The sequence below is a fragment of the Arthrobacter sp. 05N428_2 genome (assembly GCF_056397065.1).
In genome coordinates this window covers 342964-357224 of sequence record NZ_JBFTMR010000004.1, presented here as the reverse complement: position 1 = coordinate 357224, position 14261 = coordinate 342964, and the positions used below count along the sequence as shown (strand labels likewise).

General features: G+C 67.1%; 15 protein-coding genes. 8 read left to right on the top strand and 7 right to left on the bottom strand.

Annotation, left to right across the window (positions count from 1 at the left end; all coding sequences use genetic code 11):
• Nucleotides 1–14: 14 nt before the first annotated feature.
• Nucleotides 15–518, bottom strand: a complete 504-nt coding sequence (locus AC1DGI_RS06465; RefSeq protein WP_476898171.1) for a hypothetical protein — start codon at nt 516–518, stop codon at nt 15–17.
• Between the two features lie 114 nt (nt 519–632).
• On the opposite strand from AC1DGI_RS06465, the gene AC1DGI_RS06460 reads away from it, so the two are divergent.
• Both AC1DGI_RS06460 and AC1DGI_RS06455 read left to right on the top strand, forming a co-directional pair.
• Nucleotides 633–998 (top strand): ArsR/SmtB family transcription factor, encoded by a 366-nt coding sequence (locus AC1DGI_RS06460; RefSeq protein WP_441401238.1) that lies wholly within the window; start codon nt 633–635, stop codon nt 996–998.
• The gene (locus AC1DGI_RS06455) at nt 995–2203 is read left to right on the top strand and encodes a cation diffusion facilitator family transporter (RefSeq protein ID WP_476898170.1); all 1209 of its coding nucleotides are present in this window, start codon (nt 995–997) and stop codon (nt 2201–2203) included. The genes AC1DGI_RS06460 and AC1DGI_RS06455 overlap by 4 nt, the downstream gene beginning before the upstream one ends.
• Here the strand turns inward: AC1DGI_RS06455 and AC1DGI_RS06450 are convergent.
• Together AC1DGI_RS06450 and AC1DGI_RS06445 are read right to left on the bottom strand one after the other, a co-directional pair.
• Entirely contained in the window at nt 2200–2841 is a 642-nt protein-coding gene (locus AC1DGI_RS06450; protein ID WP_476898169.1) for an NADPH-dependent F420 reductase, read from the bottom strand. The two genes, AC1DGI_RS06455 and AC1DGI_RS06450, sit on opposite strands and share 4 nt — an antisense overlap.
• 144 nt (nt 2842–2985) lie before the next feature.
• A complete protein-coding gene (locus AC1DGI_RS06445) occupies nt 2986–3903 on the bottom strand; it encodes a LysR family transcriptional regulator (RefSeq protein WP_476898168.1) in 918 nt (305 codons plus the stop codon).
• 81 nt (nt 3904–3984) lie between these two features.
• Here AC1DGI_RS06445 and AC1DGI_RS06440 point away from each other — a divergent pair, with 81 nt between their 5' ends.
• Both AC1DGI_RS06440 and AC1DGI_RS06435 read left to right on the top strand, forming a co-directional pair.
• A complete protein-coding gene (locus AC1DGI_RS06440) occupies nt 3985–5265 on the top strand; it encodes an MFS transporter (RefSeq protein ID WP_476898167.1) in 1281 nt (426 codons plus the stop codon).
• A 22-nt stretch (nt 5266–5287) separates the two neighbouring features.
• The gene (locus AC1DGI_RS06435) at nt 5288–5920 is read left to right on the top strand and encodes a hypothetical protein (RefSeq protein ID WP_441400170.1); all 633 of its coding nucleotides are present in this window, start codon (nt 5288–5290) and stop codon (nt 5918–5920) included.
• A 65-nt stretch (nt 5921–5985) separates the two neighbouring features.
• On the opposite strand, the gene AC1DGI_RS06430 is transcribed toward AC1DGI_RS06435, so the two are convergent.
• Entirely contained in the window at nt 5986–8064 is a 2079-nt protein-coding gene (locus AC1DGI_RS06430; protein WP_476898166.1) for a copper-translocating P-type ATPase, read from the bottom strand.
• Between the two features lie 238 nt (nt 8065–8302).
• On the opposite strand from AC1DGI_RS06430, the gene AC1DGI_RS06425 reads away from it, so the two are divergent.
• The 3 genes from AC1DGI_RS06425 (at nt 8303) to AC1DGI_RS06415 (ending at nt 10690) form a co-directional block, all read left to right on the top strand.
• Entirely contained in the window at nt 8303–8644 is a 342-nt protein-coding gene (locus AC1DGI_RS06425; RefSeq protein ID WP_441400174.1) for a YnfA family protein, read from the top strand.
• A gap of 89 nt (nt 8645–8733) precedes the next feature.
• Complete coding sequence (locus AC1DGI_RS06420; RefSeq protein ID WP_476898165.1) at nt 8734–10326, top strand: ABC-F family ATP-binding cassette domain-containing protein; 1593 nt, start codon at nt 8734–8736, stop codon at nt 10324–10326.
• 34 nt (nt 10327–10360) lie between these two features.
• The gene (locus tag AC1DGI_RS06415) at nt 10361–10690 is read left to right on the top strand and encodes a hypothetical protein (protein ID WP_441400178.1); all 330 of its coding nucleotides are present in this window, start codon (nt 10361–10363) and stop codon (nt 10688–10690) included.
• 33 nt (nt 10691–10723) lie between these two features.
• Here the strand turns inward: AC1DGI_RS06415 and corA are convergent, their stop codons facing one another.
• Together corA and AC1DGI_RS06405 are read right to left on the bottom strand one after the other, a co-directional pair.
• Nucleotides 10724–11719 (bottom strand): magnesium/cobalt transporter CorA, encoded by a 996-nt coding sequence (corA, locus tag AC1DGI_RS06410; RefSeq protein WP_441400180.1) that lies wholly within the window; start codon nt 11717–11719, stop codon nt 10724–10726.
• Nucleotides 11720–11726: 7 nt separating this feature from the next.
• Nucleotides 11727–12284, bottom strand: a complete 558-nt coding sequence (locus AC1DGI_RS06405) for an Lrp/AsnC family transcriptional regulator (RefSeq protein WP_476898164.1) — start codon at nt 12282–12284, stop codon at nt 11727–11729.
• A gap of 155 nt (nt 12285–12439) precedes the next feature.
• Here AC1DGI_RS06405 and AC1DGI_RS06400 point away from each other — a divergent pair, with 155 nt between their 5' ends.
• Nucleotides 12440–13672 (top strand): MFS transporter, encoded by a 1233-nt coding sequence (locus AC1DGI_RS06400; RefSeq protein ID WP_476898163.1) that lies wholly within the window; start codon nt 12440–12442, stop codon nt 13670–13672.
• On the opposite strand, the gene AC1DGI_RS06395 is transcribed toward AC1DGI_RS06400, so the two are convergent.
• A complete protein-coding gene (locus AC1DGI_RS06395) occupies nt 13669–14175 on the bottom strand; it encodes an Lrp/AsnC family transcriptional regulator (protein WP_441402853.1) in 507 nt (168 codons plus the stop codon). The genes AC1DGI_RS06400 and AC1DGI_RS06395 overlap by 4 nt on opposite strands.
• Between the last annotated feature and the right edge of the window lie 86 nt (nt 14176–14261).

Genomic DNA, 14261 nt, shown 5'->3' with positions numbered 1-14261 from the left:
TACTCTTGGCGGCCTTATGCCCCGCTACCGCGGCCGGTCTTCCGCGCGTGGTCGAGGGCGGCCAGGGCGACGGCGCTGGCCGTGAGCCGGAAGGCATGGATCCTGTACCACTTCTTCAACAGGGGCTTGCGCCTCATCTCGCTTAGCGGCTGCGGACTGAAGAAGAGCCTCGGGTTGATGAAACGGAGCAAGTAAACGGTGGCCGCCGCGCCCGCCGTAGAGCTTCCGGCCGCCACCGCCAGCCAGGTCCTGCTGCCGGGGCGGTTCCAGCCGGCCACCAGGGCGGCGATGGCGGCGGGGGCGCTGAGCGGCGCGATCGGGGCGTAGTAGCGTCCGGGGCTTCCTGATCCAAAGGGGGACCGGGGCAGGCCAGGGCTGCCTTCCGCCGCCGCAACCCGGTCCGGGATCTTAGCGACCGCCTCGTAGAGATTGCCGAAAAACCAGTGCGCGTGAGTGAACTCTGCAACGCCCAGGAGGCGGTCAACGAGCGCTCCCCGGCGGTCTGATGTCTGTGCCATGACCACAATCTACGCCGGACGCCCGGCGTCGGGCGAGCAGAAGGGCCGCTCTCGTCTTGCCGCCGGCCGCCGAGGGTGTGGCCCCGCGGACAGCTGGCATGTAAGAATCTATATATGTATGCAGACAAGCAAATATGTGGTCGAGAACCCGACAGCCAGTATGTGGAACTGGCCGTTGAAGTATTTGGCATGCTGGCCGACGCCACCCGGGTCCGGATCATCCTTGCACTGCGCGACGGCGAACTGCCGGTCGGCCAGCTGGCCGAGATCGTCCAGAAATCCCCGGCGGCTGTGTCCCAGCACCTGGCAAAAATGCGCCTCGGGCGGCTCGTGACCACCAGGCAGGACGGGACACGCGTGTTCTACCGTCTGGAGAACGAGCATGCGAGCCAGCTCGTCACCGACGCCATCTTCCAGGCCGAACACTCTCTCGGGGGAACCCCCCGCCACCACCACTCCGAAAGCACGGACATCTCATGAGCCCGGACCACGATCGCCGCCGTTTCGGACCGGCGGCCGCTGCCGTCCACGAGCACCCCGCCGACGGCGCACACGCCCACGGCGGCCACGGGCATGACCATGACCATGACCATAGCGGCCACGGCCACGACCACGGTCACGGCCACGACCACGGTCACGGCCACGACCACGGTCACGGCCATTCCCATGAGCATCCGACCGGGATCAAGGGATTCTTCTACGGGTTGTTTGTTCCGCATACACACGACGCCGCAGACTCCATTGACGACGCGCTCGAGGCCAGCGTTCAAGGCGTCCGTGCCGTCAAAATCAGTCTCTTCATGTTGCTCGGCACCACGGTCCTGCAATTCATTGTGGTGCTCATCAGCGGATCCGTGGCCCTGCTGGCGGACACCATCCACAATTTCTCGGACGCCCTGACCGCGGTGCCGCTGTGGATCGCGTTCATTCTGGCCCGCCGTCCGGCGAGTCGGCGGTACACCTACGGCTTTGGCCGGGCCGAAGACCTGGCCGGCCTCTTCATCGTCGTCGTCGTCGCGCTCTCCGCCGTCGTTGCCGGCTGGCAGTCGATCGACCGGCTCATCCACCCCCAACCGCTGCACAACCTGGGGTGGGTGGCAGCGGCGGGGCTGGTGGGCTTCGCCGGCAATGAGGCGGTGGCCATCTACCGGATCCGCATAGGCCGGAAGATCGGCTCGGCGGCGCTGGTCGCCGACGGCGTTCACGCCCGGATGGACGGCTTCACCTCCCTGGCCGTCGTGCTCGGTGCTCTCGGGGTGTGGGCCGGTTTCCCGCTGGCCGACCCGATCGTCGGGTTGCTGATCGCCGCGGCCATTGTGGTCCTGCTATGGGGAACCGTCCGGAGCATCGGCCGTCGCCTGATGGACGGCATCGAACCCGAACTGGTGGACAGGGCCCGGTCGGCGCTCGCCGGCACGCCCGGGGTTGAGGCCGTCCCGGCGCTGCAGCTGCGCTGGATCGGACACCGCCTGCAAGGCAACGCCACCATCCAGGTCGCGGACATGCCGATTTCGGCCGGCCAGCAGATCGTCCGGGACGCCGAGCGCCGGCTCGGGCAGGCCCTGCCCAACCTTGACGGCATCTCCGTCCGGGCCGCCACGGTGCCCGCCGACGTCGACGCCGAGGCCGACGTCGTTGCCGACGCCGAGGTGCTATCCGCCGGAACGAAGGGCCACGGACACTAGCCCAGGATCTTCAGCGCAGTGCCCCAGTTGAAGTTCTCGTACGCCGGGTTGGCCTGCAGTGCCATCAGGAGCAGCTGGAAGCCTTCCAGTTCGCGGGCGTGGTGCAGGCCGCCGACCTGGAGCGGGCGGAGCCCGGCGGCGGTGACGAAGTCGGCGACCTCATTGCGAGCGTCCTCGGAATCCGAGGCGATGAAAACGTCCAACGGCTGGCCGGCCACCTCGCCGGCGATCAGGGTGCCGGCGAACGTGGTGTTGAATGCCTTCACGACGCTGGCCCCCGACGGGGCCAGCTTGGCAATTTCCTCCGCCGCGGAGGTGCCCGGGTCCACGACAAGGGAGTCGAAGGTTTCAAAGTTGATCGGATTGGTGATGTCGATGATGATGCGGCCGTCGAGGGCATCACCGTAGCCGCTGACAACCTCCTTGGCGGCGTCGAACGGCAGGGCGAGTACCACGATGCGGCCGGCGGGAGCCTCGGTGGAAGCTGCACCGGTGGCGCCGGATCCGAGTTCGGCTGCGAGCTTCTGTGCCTCTCCGGCGCTCTTGTCGAGGACCTGGATGGAGCGTCCGGCCGCGACCGCACGGGTTCCGATGCCGCGTCCCATGTTGCCGGAACCGATGATGGTGATGTCAGTCATGGTGCTCTCCCTAAAGAAACGGATCAGGTGAAGATACGGATCATTCGGTGGGACCAGGCCGTTGATCGGGTAACCAAATTGGCGATCGAATCTAGTCCGGCCCCGCTGAAAGTCAACCACTCCGGTGCAAGCCAAGACCACCCCTTATTCACTGTGAAGTTGTTGCACCTGCAGGGGAGCGCCCGTCGTTACGCGGCGGAATTCGCCGATCACCACGCGGTCGGCGGCGGTGGCCTGGCGGACGGCGGAGTGGGCCAATTGGATGCGCCACACCAGAGGCGTGTGGATGGCCCTGATCCCTGCCCCTTGGCCGCGCTGTAGCGCCGACTCGGGCAGGAAAGCGACGCCCAGGCCCTCCCGGACCAGGTCCGTGGCCATGGTGAAGGTCACCACTTCGGTGTGGACCGTGCGGTGCAGCCCCGACGTGGCGAAAGCTGCGTCCACCGTGGTGCGGTTTCCCCAGCCTTCGGGAAAGTCAATGAACGGCTCGTCTGCGATCTCGGCCAGGCTCACGCGCTTCCGGCCGGCCAGATGGTGGGAGTCGGGACAGGCAAAGACGATGGCCTCGGCATGCAGCGGGTACAGCTCGACGTCGGGCGCGGCCTCTTCGGGCACGGACACCAACGCCAGATCCAGGGCACCGGAACGGACATCCGCCAGGCTGGTGCGGGTTCCCTGGACCGTCTGGCGCAGCTTGATGACGATTCCCGGGTAGTGGCGCCGGACTGTCCCCAGGATCTGCAGCACATCGACGGACCCGGCGTAGGCCAGCGTACCCAGGGCCACCGTCCCGCGGACCGTCCCGCGGACGGCGTCGACGGCGTCCCGTGCGGCCTGCACATCGGCGAGGATGGTGCGGGCACGCGGGAGCATGGCCTCTCCCGCAGGGGTGAGGCGGATGCTTCGGCCTTGGCGGATGAACAGTTCCGAGCCGAGTTCGTGTTCGAGCTGGCGGATGGCTGCCGAGACGGCAGACTGGACGATGTTGACCCGCCGGGCAGCCTGGGTGAAGCTCAGCGCTTCGGCCACCGCGACGAAGTATTCGATCTGAAACAGCTGCATGGATTCATTATCGCCGATGACGATGGATATCAGCGCCAATAAGCGTTGGACGCGATTACTTGGGGGCCCAATACTGGAGGAATGACTCACACTCTCACCTCTCCCGCCCTTCGGGCCGACGCATCCCAGCAGGAGCACCGGCGCAGGCACGGACGCGGGTTCTGGATTGTCACCTTCGTCTTCATGGTCACGATGGCGTTTGCCGCCGCGCCGGCCCCGCTGTACGTGCTGTACCAGCAGCGGGGCGGGTTCAGCGCGTTCACCATCACCATCATCTTCGCCGCCTACGCTGCCGGTGTGGTGGCGAGCCTGTTTCTGGCAGGTCACATCTCCGACAGGTTCGGCCGCCGCAGGGTAATTGCGCCCGCTGTCCTGCTCAACGTCGTCGCGGCGCTGATCTTCCTCGTTTGGCCGGACCTTCCAGGACTGCTGCTTGCCCGGTTCGTCTGCGGCCTCGGCATCGGCATGCTCACCGCCACGGCCACCGCGCACATGACCGAACTGCACAGTGCGGCCCGCCCCGGCACCGGGTCACGGCGCGCCGAGGTCATCTCCACCGCAGCCAACATCGGCGGCCTGGGCCTGGGCCCGCTCATCACCGGCTTCCTCGCCGAGTATGTGCCGATGCCGCTCTACACCCCGTACGTGGTGTTCGCGTTTCTCCTGCTGGCCGGGCTGCTGCTGATCGTGACCGTCCCGGAAACCGTCAACAACGTCGACGACACGTGGGTCTACCGGCCGCAGCGGGTCGTCGTTCCCCGCGCCGCCCGCGGACAGTACGTGGCCGCGGCCATGATGGCCTTCGTCGGGTTCGCCATGTTCGGCTTCTTCACCTCCTTGGCGCCGTCCTTTTTGGCACGGCAACTGGGCATCACCTCGCACGTAGTGGCGGGCGCAGTGGCCTTCGTCGTCTTCGCCTCCTCGGCAGCGTTCCAGGTGCTCTCCTCCCGCTGGGAGCGCAGCAGGCAGTTCGTCGTCGGCCTGATCCTGTTGGGCGCAGGGCTCGGTCTTGTCACCGTGTCGATCGCTGCTTCTTCACTTCCGCTGCTGATCGCCGGCGGCCTGGTCGCGGGGTCCGGGGTAGGCGTGACCTTCAAGTCCGCGATCGGCACGGTCATCGCCATCTCCGCTCCGGAGACCCGCGGTGAAGCGCTGGCCGGGCTGTTCCTGGTCGGGTATGTCGGCATGGCAGTGCCGGTGGTGCTGCTGGGGCTGATCCTTCAGACGACCGCACTGGTTCCGGCCGTTGTGATGTTTGGCGCGGTTATGCTGGCACTGATAGTCATCACCGCTGTCACCCTGTCCCGCGCCTACGGCCGGGGCCGCCCCCTGCCCGCCGGTTCGCCCGTATCCTCGAAGTAGCCGATCCAAAGGAGAACTAATCATGGCTGGCTGGCAGGATACCCTTCCCCTCTGGGCCGCCGCCTGGGCGGCCGTCCGCGGGCAGTCCTCGGCCCCGGAGGGATCCGGAGTGGTCACCGCGGGTACACATTCCCAACCGGAGTACATCCTCGCGTGGCCCGGAACCGGCGCGGACCGTGCGGCGGAGACCGTCCGTCAGCGGCCCGGGGCCGTCCTGACCCTCGTTACCACCGACCCCGGAGCTGCGCTGGGCTACGCCGCGACCCTGGGGTTGGCCCCGGTGGGGGAGGCCGTGCTGCTCACCGCCCCAACCGAGGACCTGAACGCCGCGCCGGCTCTGCCCGAGAACGCCGAGCTTGCCCAGGCACCCCTGGAGCTGTATGACCTTGTGGAAATTTCCGTTTTCGACCACCCGGTCGCCAGCGGACGCGTCAGCATCGAGGACAGCCTGGCCGTCATCGGCAGCCTGCAGGCGGAGGCGACGGAAACCGGGAAGGGCTTTGAAGCGGCGGTTCTGGCGGCCTTGGCGGACGAGGCGTACGTGCACGGCGCGGACATCCTCTATACGGTCGTCAGCCAGGACCAGGTGGCGGCCTACACCGGCTGGGGTTGGACTGCGGCCGCCCACCTCATCAGTCTCGGCGCAGGCGCGTAAACCGAGAAACCCGATTGCTCATCACGGCGGCTCCGGACGCCGTGGCCATGGGGGAATGGAGCGCTTTAGCGGACCTGAGCCGGGTTCAGCTTTATGCGCCGCAGCAACTGCGCGTTCAGGGCGACCACAACCGTGGAGATGGACATCAGGACTGCGCCGGCGGCGGGGGAGAGCACCACCCCGGCGAAGGCCAGCACGCCGGCGGCCAGCGGCACCGAAATGACGTTGTAGCCGGTGGCCCACACCAGGTTTTGCCACATCTTCCGGTAGGCGGCCCGGGACAGGTCCACCATCGACAGGACAGCGCGGGGATCATTGCCGGCCAGCACCACTCCGGCCGATTCCATGGCGACGTCGGTGCCGGCGCCGATGGCGATGCCCACTTCGGCCCTCGCGAGTGCCGGGGAATCGTTGACGCCGTCACCGACCATCGCCACCTTCAGGCCGCGCCCCTGCAGCTCGGCAACCTTCTTGTCCTTATCTGCCGGGAGGACTTCGGCGAAGATCTCGTCGATCTTCAGTTCCGACCCTACGGCCGCGGCGACCTGCCGCGCGTCCCCGGTAATCATGGCGACCCTGATGCCGCGGTTCTGCAGGGCGGCAACCGCCTGGCGCGACTCTTCACGCACGGCGTCTTCCAGGCTGACGGCGCCGAGGACCCGGTTCCCGTCAAGGACGTGCAGCACGGCCGCACCGCGGTCCATCCACGCCTTGGTGGTGGCAGCAAGGACTGCCGGTTCGACGACGCCGAGTTCCCGGAGCAGTGCGGGCCCGCCCACGGCGACGTCCCGGCCGTCGACCGTGGCGCGGACGCCGCGTCCCGTCATGGAGCTAAAGCCGGTGGCCAGCGGAACGTCCAGCCCCTGGTCCCGGGCGGCCCCGACGATGGCGCGCGCCACAGGGTGTTCGCTGTCTGCTTCCACCGCGGAGGCAAGGGCGAGCAGCTCTTCCCGGCTGACGCCGTCGGCCGCGGCTACGTCCTTGAGTTCGGGTTCGCCCTTGGTCAGGGTTCCGGTCTTGTCGAACAGGACGACGTCGATGGTCCGCATGCGTTCCAGCGCCATCCTGTTCTTGATCAGCACGCCGGCCCGGGCCGCCTGCTCGGTGGAAATGGCGATCACCAGCGGAATGGCCAGGCCCAGGGCGTGCGGGCAGGCGATCACCAGGACGGTCACGGTCCGTGTGACGGCCTCGGGGACGCTGCCCAGCAGCGACCAGACGATGAAGGTAATGACGCCGGCCCCCGCGGCGAAGTAGAAAAGGAACGCGGCGGCCCGGTCGGCCAGGGCCTGCGCCTTGGAGGATGACGCCTGCGCCTCGGCGACCAGGCGTTGGATGCCGGCCAGGGCCGTGTCATCCCCGATCGCGGTGACCCGCACCCTGATTGTGTTGTCGGTGGCGACCGTTCCGGCCACCACCGGGTCGCCGGCCGAGCGGAGCACGGTCTTGGATTCGCCGGTGATCATCGATTCATCAAACTCAGCCTGGCCGTCAACCACGACGCCGTCGGCCGGCATCCGGGCCCCCGACCGGACCAGGAGGGTGTCCCCGGTCCGGAGTTCAGAGACGCCCACCGTCTCGGTTCCAGCGTCCGTGATGCGTTCGGCCTCGTCGGGAAGCAGCGCGGCCAGGGCGTCGAGGGCGCCCTGGGCCGAGCCGAGGGCGCGCATCTCAATCCAGTGGCCCAGCAGCATGATGGCCACCAGCAGGGCCAGCTCCCACCAGAAGTCCAGCTCGAAGCCGCCGATGCCCAGGCTGGTGACCCAGGAAGCAACGAATGCGACGCTGATGGCCATGCCGATCAGCAGCATCATCCCCGGCTGCCGGCTCTTCAGCTCGTTGAGGCCGCCCTTCAGGAACGGCATGCCACCGTAGAAGAAGATCATGGTGCCCAGCAGCGGCGGGATCCAGGCCGCGCCGGGGAAGTCCGGGGGCAGGTAGCCGAGCAGATGCCCGAACATCGGGCTGAAGTAAACGACCGGAACGGACAAGGCCAGCGTCAGCCAGAACCGGTCCTTGAACATCGCAGTGCTATGCCCGGCGTGCTGGCCGTGGCTGTGGACTACGTGATCGTCGTCCGTGCCGTGGCCGGGCCCGTGTGAGCCGCGGGCGTGGTGGTCGTGATGCTGAGTGTGGTCTTCCAAAGGTTTTCCTCGAGACGATCGGCAGGCCGCTTACCAGCGGTCCGCATGTCGCACCTGTCAGTGTCCATTTTTCTTGCAGAACGAGGTGATGGGAGCTGTGGTTGAACGGCTGTGATGGCCGGGGGCGTCGGCCGGGACATACCAGTTCACTGACAACGATTCAAAGATACCCCCAGGGGGTATAAAGTACAAGGGCCGGGCCGCTCCCGCATGCTTCCGGTGCGGCATGATGAAGGGCATGACCATCGCAAAGTCCGTGCTGCTGTTCATTCTGGCCGCAGTCGCTGAGATCGGCGGGGCCTGGCTGGTGTGGCAGGCCGTGCGGGAAGGACGCGCCTGGTGGTGGGCCGGGCTCGGAATCATTGCCCTGGGTCTCTACGGATTCGTTGCGACCCTTCAGCCCGACGCGCATTTCGGCAGGATTCTGGCCGCGTATGGCGGCGTCTTCGTCGCCGGGTCGCTGGCCTGGGGAATGGCATTCGACGGGTTTCGGCCTGACCGCTGGGACGTCATCGGATCACTGATCTGCGTCGCGGGGGTGGCCGTGATCATGTTCGCTCCCCGCGGCCCCGTTTCCTAGGGCCCGGCCAGGGGAGTCGACGCGTCAGGCCGTCCCGCCCGTTCGGGATAGTCTGAAGCGGCACCCCACCCCCTGAGAGGACAGCATTAATGAGCCCGATCCGGCTGCATGACGTCAGCGTCCGCTTCGACAACACCCAGATCCTCCGTGAGGTGTTCTTCCGGCTGGAACCGGGCGACCGGGTGGGTCTGATCGGCAAGAACGGATCCGGAAAGACCACCATCCTGAAGCTCATCCTCGACCAAGTGGCTCCGGACACCGGCACGGTCAGCGTGGAGCTCGGGACCCGGGTGGGCTACTTCTCCCAGTTCTCCGAGCTGAATGGCGAGTCGACCATCACCGAGGTCCTGGACGGGCTGTTCGGCGAGATCAAGGCCGTCGAGGCCGAGCTGGCCGCCATTGACGCCGCCATCGCCGCGGAGCCCGCACCCGACGAACTGGACCGGCTGATCGGACGGCAGGCGGCACTGTTCGAGGACATGGACCGGCTCGATGGCTGGGACTACCCCCGCCGCATCGATACGGTGCTGACCACCCTGGGATTCGACGACGCACACCGTCACTGCCCGATCGACGCGCTGTCCGGCGGCTGGCGCAACCGCGCCGCGCTGGCCAAGATCCTGCTCGAGGGCCCGGACGTCCTGCTGCTCGACGAGCCCACCAACTTCCTGGACGTGGCCGGCGTCGAATGGCTGGAGGGCTGGTTCCGTGACTTCAAGGGCGCCGCGGTGATCGTTTCGCACGACCGGAAGTTCCTTGACGCCGTCGTCACCCGGATCGTCGAGGTCGAAAACTTCCACCTGCACGAATACCCGGGGAACTTCGGCGAATACGTGGTCCAGAAGCAGTTCCGGCTCAAGACCCTCGAGCAGCAGTTCGTGCACGAAGCCGAACTCCTCGCGTTTGAAGCCGAGGGAATCGCAGACCGCCGCGAGGCCGCCAAGGCCGCCGGCCGCGGGCTGGGCAACCAGCTCGCCAAGATCAAGAAATCCCGCACGCCCCGGCCGGTGGACCAGATCGTCACCGAGATCTACGGCGGACTCCACGTGAAGGACGTCCTGTGCCGGGTGCAGGGGCTGGGGAAGTCCTACGGCGAGAAGCAACTGTTCGACGACCTGAGTTTCGAAATCCGCAAGGGAAACCGGATCGCGGTGCTCGGCGCCAACGGCAGCGGGAAGTCCACCCTGCTGAAAGTGCTCACCGGTGAGGAGAGCGCCGATGCCGGCGAGGTGGCCTGGGCCAAGGGCCCCGGCTTTGTTTCGTACAACCGGATGCTTGAGGACCTCGACGACGGCGACACCGTGTCCCACGCGGTTAACGCCCTGCCGGACAGTCTGGCCTTCAGCGCCACAAAGAAGTCAGTCAACGGTTTCCTTGCCATGTTCCAGTTCTCCGAGGCGGACCTCAAGCAGAAGATCGGCAACCTCTCGGGCGGCCAAAAAGCCCGCGTGGCGATGGCGCAGTGCCTGCTCTCCGGCGCCTCGGTACTGCTGCTCGACGAACCCACTAACCACCTGGACCTCAGCAGCACCCAGGTGATGGAGCGGGCGCTGCTGCATTTCCCGGGCGCCGTCGTCGTGGTCAGCCACGACCGTTTCTTCACCGAAAAAATCGCCACCCGCCGGCTCATCTTCGGAGCGGACGGCGCCGGTCGCGGCAAAATCGCGCAGCAAGCCGCCTGAGCGGAGGCTTGCGGTAACGGGGGATAATAGGGCTATGGCCGAACAGCGTCGGGAACCCGAGCGTGATCCGTGGGAGGAATTCGACCGGCTCCAGCCGGCTCCGCGGGACCGCGTCAGCGGATTCCCGGGTGGCGAGCCGCACGGTTTCGGTTTCCGCACGGGCGTGCGCAGCGCGCGCGTTGCCGTCGGCTTCGCCGTGTACGCCCTCGCCCTCGGCACCGTACTGGTCTCCCTCGGGGCGGTCTACTTCATCGGCCACGGGCAGTGGCTGTTGCTGGCTCTGATGGGATTGATCGAGACCGGGTTCGTGCTCGCCTTCGTCCGGCTCGTGGCCCAAGCCCGCAACCGGCGCCCGACGCCCTAGCTCAGCGCCTTAATCTGCACTGCCGCCGGGCTGTTAGAGCCAGCCCTTCCGCTTGAAGATGACATACATGATCGTCGCAGTGCCGGCCATCATGCCGATCGCCATCGGGTAGCCGTAGGTCCACTGCAGCTCCGGCATCCGTACAAAGTTCATGCCGTAGACGCCGGCCACGAATGAGGGCGCGAAGAAGATGGCGGCCCAGGACGAGATCTTCTTGACCTGTTCGTTTTGTTCCGCGCTGGCCTCGTTCTGACGGTTGGCGGTCAGCGTGCCGTCCAGGGTGAGCGCGTTCTGCAGCAGTTCACGGAAGGAATCGGCGCGGGAGATCAACCGCTCCACGTGGTCCTCGACGTCCCGCAGGCTGTGCCGCAGTTCCGAGTCCACCTCGTACTTCTCGAAGCCCCCCCGAAGGTGTTGCATCATGGCCGGCAGCGGGTGGATGGCCCGCTGGAAATGGATGACTTCCCGCGCGAGGTCGTAGATGCGCCGGGAAACCAGCGGGTCCCCGCTGAAGAGTTGGTCCTCGATCTCGTCGATGTCGTTCTCCAGCCCAGCCACCACCGGGAGATAGTCATCCACCACCTGGTCCAGGAGGGCGTAGAGGACGGCTTCCGGGCCGAGGCGCAGCAGGTCCGGGCGGCCCTCCAGCCGGTGCCGGACCTGCCCCACGACGCGGGTTTCGGCATGCCGGACGGTCACGACGAAGTTCCGGCCGGTGAAGACGTGAAGTTCGCCGAATTCCACGGTCTCCGATTCTTCCAAGTACCGGGCCGGACGGAGCACCGTGAACAGGTTGTCGTCGTAACGCTCCAGCTTGGGGCGCTGGTGCGCGGAAATCGCGTCCTCGACCGCCAGGCGGTGCAACCCGAACTCTGCCGAAACCGCGGCCATTTCCTCCTCGGTCGGCCGGTACAGGCCGATCCAGGCCATCCCGCCGAGCTCGGTCATGGTCTCGAAGGTCTGTTCAAGGCTGGTCGGGTCGGCCCTGCGGACGCCGTCAACGTACACGGCGTTGTCAATGATAGTCACCGGGACATTATCCAGTGTTTGGCCGGCGTTCCCCGGATGCAGTGCGGCGCGGGGTGGCCCTGCCGGGGGCGACCGCGCTGCCCTGGGCCAGCCGGCTGATGAGCGGTTCGGTGCGGTACTGGATGTGGGTGTGCAGGGCGAGCACGGTTTCGGTCCGGATCACACCCTTGATCCGCAGGATGGACCGCAGCGCGGCCTGGAGGTTGTGCGTGTCGGTTGCCACCACCCGGCACCAGACATCACCGCGGCCGGAAATCTCGTGCACCTCCAGGACCTGCGGGATCAGGCGCAGTGCGCCCACCACGCCGTCGAGTTCGCGGTGGTTCACCTCGATCGTCACGAAGGCGACGACGTCGTAGCCCACCGCCTCCAGATCAATCTCGCGGCCGCCCTCGTGCAGCAGGCCGGAGCGCAGCATGCGGCGGACGCGGGACTGGGCGGTGTTCCGGGCGATCCCTAGGGCGTCGCTAAGTTCGCCGATCTGGATCCGCGGGTCCTTGATGAGTTCGAGCAGGATCCTGAGGTCGGTGGGGTCAAGGCTATTCAAATCATCACTCCGGTTCATGCAGGCGAATGTTGATTGATGGTTTTGCTCAATTTTGGCACAAAATCTAGTCCGAAAGTTCATCTGTGCCGCATCCTGTAGGTATCCATCGTCACCCGGGTTGGCGGCTCCCCACCGGGAACCAGTGCGCCCGGCTTCACTGCAGGGGCGCCGCCATGACAGTCTTCAGCGAACTTCGCATGCGCCCGGCTACAGCAGAACACTGGGGCTGGGACGCTTCCGTCACCGCGCGGCTGGTCATGGCCGGCGTCGTGATTTTCACGCTGCTGGTCGGCGCCAACCTTGCGACCCCGCTATATCCGTTGCTGCAGGCCAAACTGGGCATCACCGCCCTGGACGTCACTGTGGCCTTCTCCGCCTACGTGCTGGCGCTTGTGGCCACCCTGATCCTCGCCGGGCATTGGTCGGACCACATCGGCCGGCGGGCCGCCCTGGTGCTGGCGGTGCTGGTGGGCCTCGCCGGCGGCTTCGTCTTCGCCAATGCGGACAGCCTGCTGGCGCTGTGCGTCGGCCGGGCGCTGCAGGGGGCCGCAGTGGCGCTGGCCACCGGCGCCAGTTCCGCCGCCCTGCGCGAGCTGCTGCCCAGCCGGCCCGAATGGGCCTCGCGGTTCACGCTGCTGGCCTCCGCCGGCGGCGTGGCGGCCGGCCCGGCGATCGGCGGGGTGCTCTCCGTCCTTCCCGGGCCCACCTCCACGCCGTACTACCTGCACTCGGTCGTCCTGCTGGCGCTGCTGGTGCCGCTCTACCTGCTCAAGGCCCGGCCTGCCATCACCTCGGTCGCCGGCCCTCAGCCGCTGAAGGTCCTCGCACCCCGCCGCCCCTCGATATCGAGTGAGGCGCGGGGCGCCTTTTGGCTGGCGTCGGCCGTGGGGTTCCTGAGCTTCGCCGTGTTCGGCTTTTGCCTATCCCTGGCCCCCGGCTACTTCGCCCAGATTGTGCACGCCGACTCACGGCCCCTGATCGGCGTGCTCGCCGGGCTCACGCTGGCGGCCTCCGCGCTGAGCCAACTGGTGGCGGTGCGCGGGCGATTTGTGGTGCCAGCTGGGCTGACCCTGTTAGCCGGGTCCGTGCTGCTGATCGCGGCGGCCGCGGAATGGAGCAGCCCCTGGCTGCTGATTGCCGCCAGCATCACTGCCGGCCTGGGCCAGGGCGTCTCCTTCCGGACCGTCTTCAACGACGTGGCGGGCAAGGTTGAGGCGGCCCGCCACGCCCAGATCGTCAGCACCGTCTACGTGATCACGTACCTGGGGAGCGCCATTCCGGTGATCGGGCTGGGGCTGGCGGCCGGTGTCTTTGGCCTGCAGGCCGCGGTGGCCGGCTTCGTCGTGCTCTGCGCTGTGTCTGCCCTCGGCCTGGCCGCCGTCACCCTCCGCTCGGCCCGCGGCTAGTCCGGCAGGGGACCGTGGTTGCCCTGGATGTGGTCGAACACCAGGGTGGTCTCGGTGTGGCCCACCACCGGATCCGTCGCCAGGTTGTCGAGGACCCAATCGCGCAGGTCCTCCGTGGTGGCGACGGCGATGTGCAGCAGGTAATCCACCGAGCCTGAGGTGTGGAAGGTGGACAGCACCGCGGGCAGCTTGGGGACCCGGGCAGTGAAGCGGTCGATCTGTTCGCGATCGTGCGCCCGCAGCCGGACCGCGATCAGCGCCTGCACCGAGCGGCCCACCGCGGCGAGGCTGAGTTTGGCTTCGAAGCCCTCGATGATTCCGCGCTCGGACAGGGCGCGGGTGCGCATGAGGGCAGTGGACGGGGCAATCCCCACGAGTTCGGCCAGTTGCTTGTTGGAGATCCTGGCGTCCGCCACCAGGGCGGCCAGCAGCCGCTCATCGATGGCGTCCAGAGGTTCGGCAGCCCCCGCGCCGGGCCGAACATTCTTCGTGGTGCTGCTCACGGATCCTCCTTGATGTTGTGTGGGTTCATCATAAACACCCCAAACTGACAGTTCCATTCGTATGCCCTTCAAAACTCCGAATTATT

What these genes read in the sequence shown, in the direction of transcription:
- AC1DGI_RS06465 (WP_476898171.1), bottom strand. Translation starts at nt 518, where the DNA reads ATGGCACAGACATCAGACCGCCGGGGAGCGCTCGTTGACCGCCTCCTG.
- AC1DGI_RS06460 (WP_441401238.1), top strand. Translation starts at nt 633, where the DNA reads ATGTATGCAGACAAGCAAATATGTGGTCGAGAACCCGACAGCCAGTAT.
- AC1DGI_RS06455 (WP_476898170.1), top strand. Translation starts at nt 995, where the DNA reads ATGAGCCCGGACCACGATCGCCGCCGTTTCGGACCGGCGGCCGCTGCC.
- AC1DGI_RS06450 (WP_476898169.1), bottom strand. Translation starts at nt 2,841, where the DNA reads ATGACTGACATCACCATCATCGGTTCCGGCAACATGGGACGCGGCATC.
- AC1DGI_RS06445 (WP_476898168.1), bottom strand. Translation starts at nt 3,903, where the DNA reads ATGCAGCTGTTTCAGATCGAATACTTCGTCGCGGTGGCCGAAGCGCTG.
- AC1DGI_RS06440 (WP_476898167.1), top strand. Translation starts at nt 3,985, where the DNA reads ATGACTCACACTCTCACCTCTCCCGCCCTTCGGGCCGACGCATCCCAG.
- AC1DGI_RS06435 (WP_441400170.1), top strand. Translation starts at nt 5,288, where the DNA reads ATGGCTGGCTGGCAGGATACCCTTCCCCTCTGGGCCGCCGCCTGGGCG.
- AC1DGI_RS06425 (WP_441400174.1), top strand. Translation starts at nt 8,303, where the DNA reads ATGACCATCGCAAAGTCCGTGCTGCTGTTCATTCTGGCCGCAGTCGCT.
- AC1DGI_RS06420 (WP_476898165.1), top strand. Translation starts at nt 8,734, where the DNA reads ATGAGCCCGATCCGGCTGCATGACGTCAGCGTCCGCTTCGACAACACC.
- AC1DGI_RS06415 (WP_441400178.1), top strand. Translation starts at nt 10,361, where the DNA reads ATGGCCGAACAGCGTCGGGAACCCGAGCGTGATCCGTGGGAGGAATTC.
- AC1DGI_RS06405 (WP_476898164.1), bottom strand. Translation starts at nt 12,284, where the DNA reads ATGAACCGGAGTGATGATTTGAATAGCCTTGACCCCACCGACCTCAGG.
- AC1DGI_RS06400 (WP_476898163.1), top strand. Translation starts at nt 12,440, where the DNA reads ATGACAGTCTTCAGCGAACTTCGCATGCGCCCGGCTACAGCAGAACAC.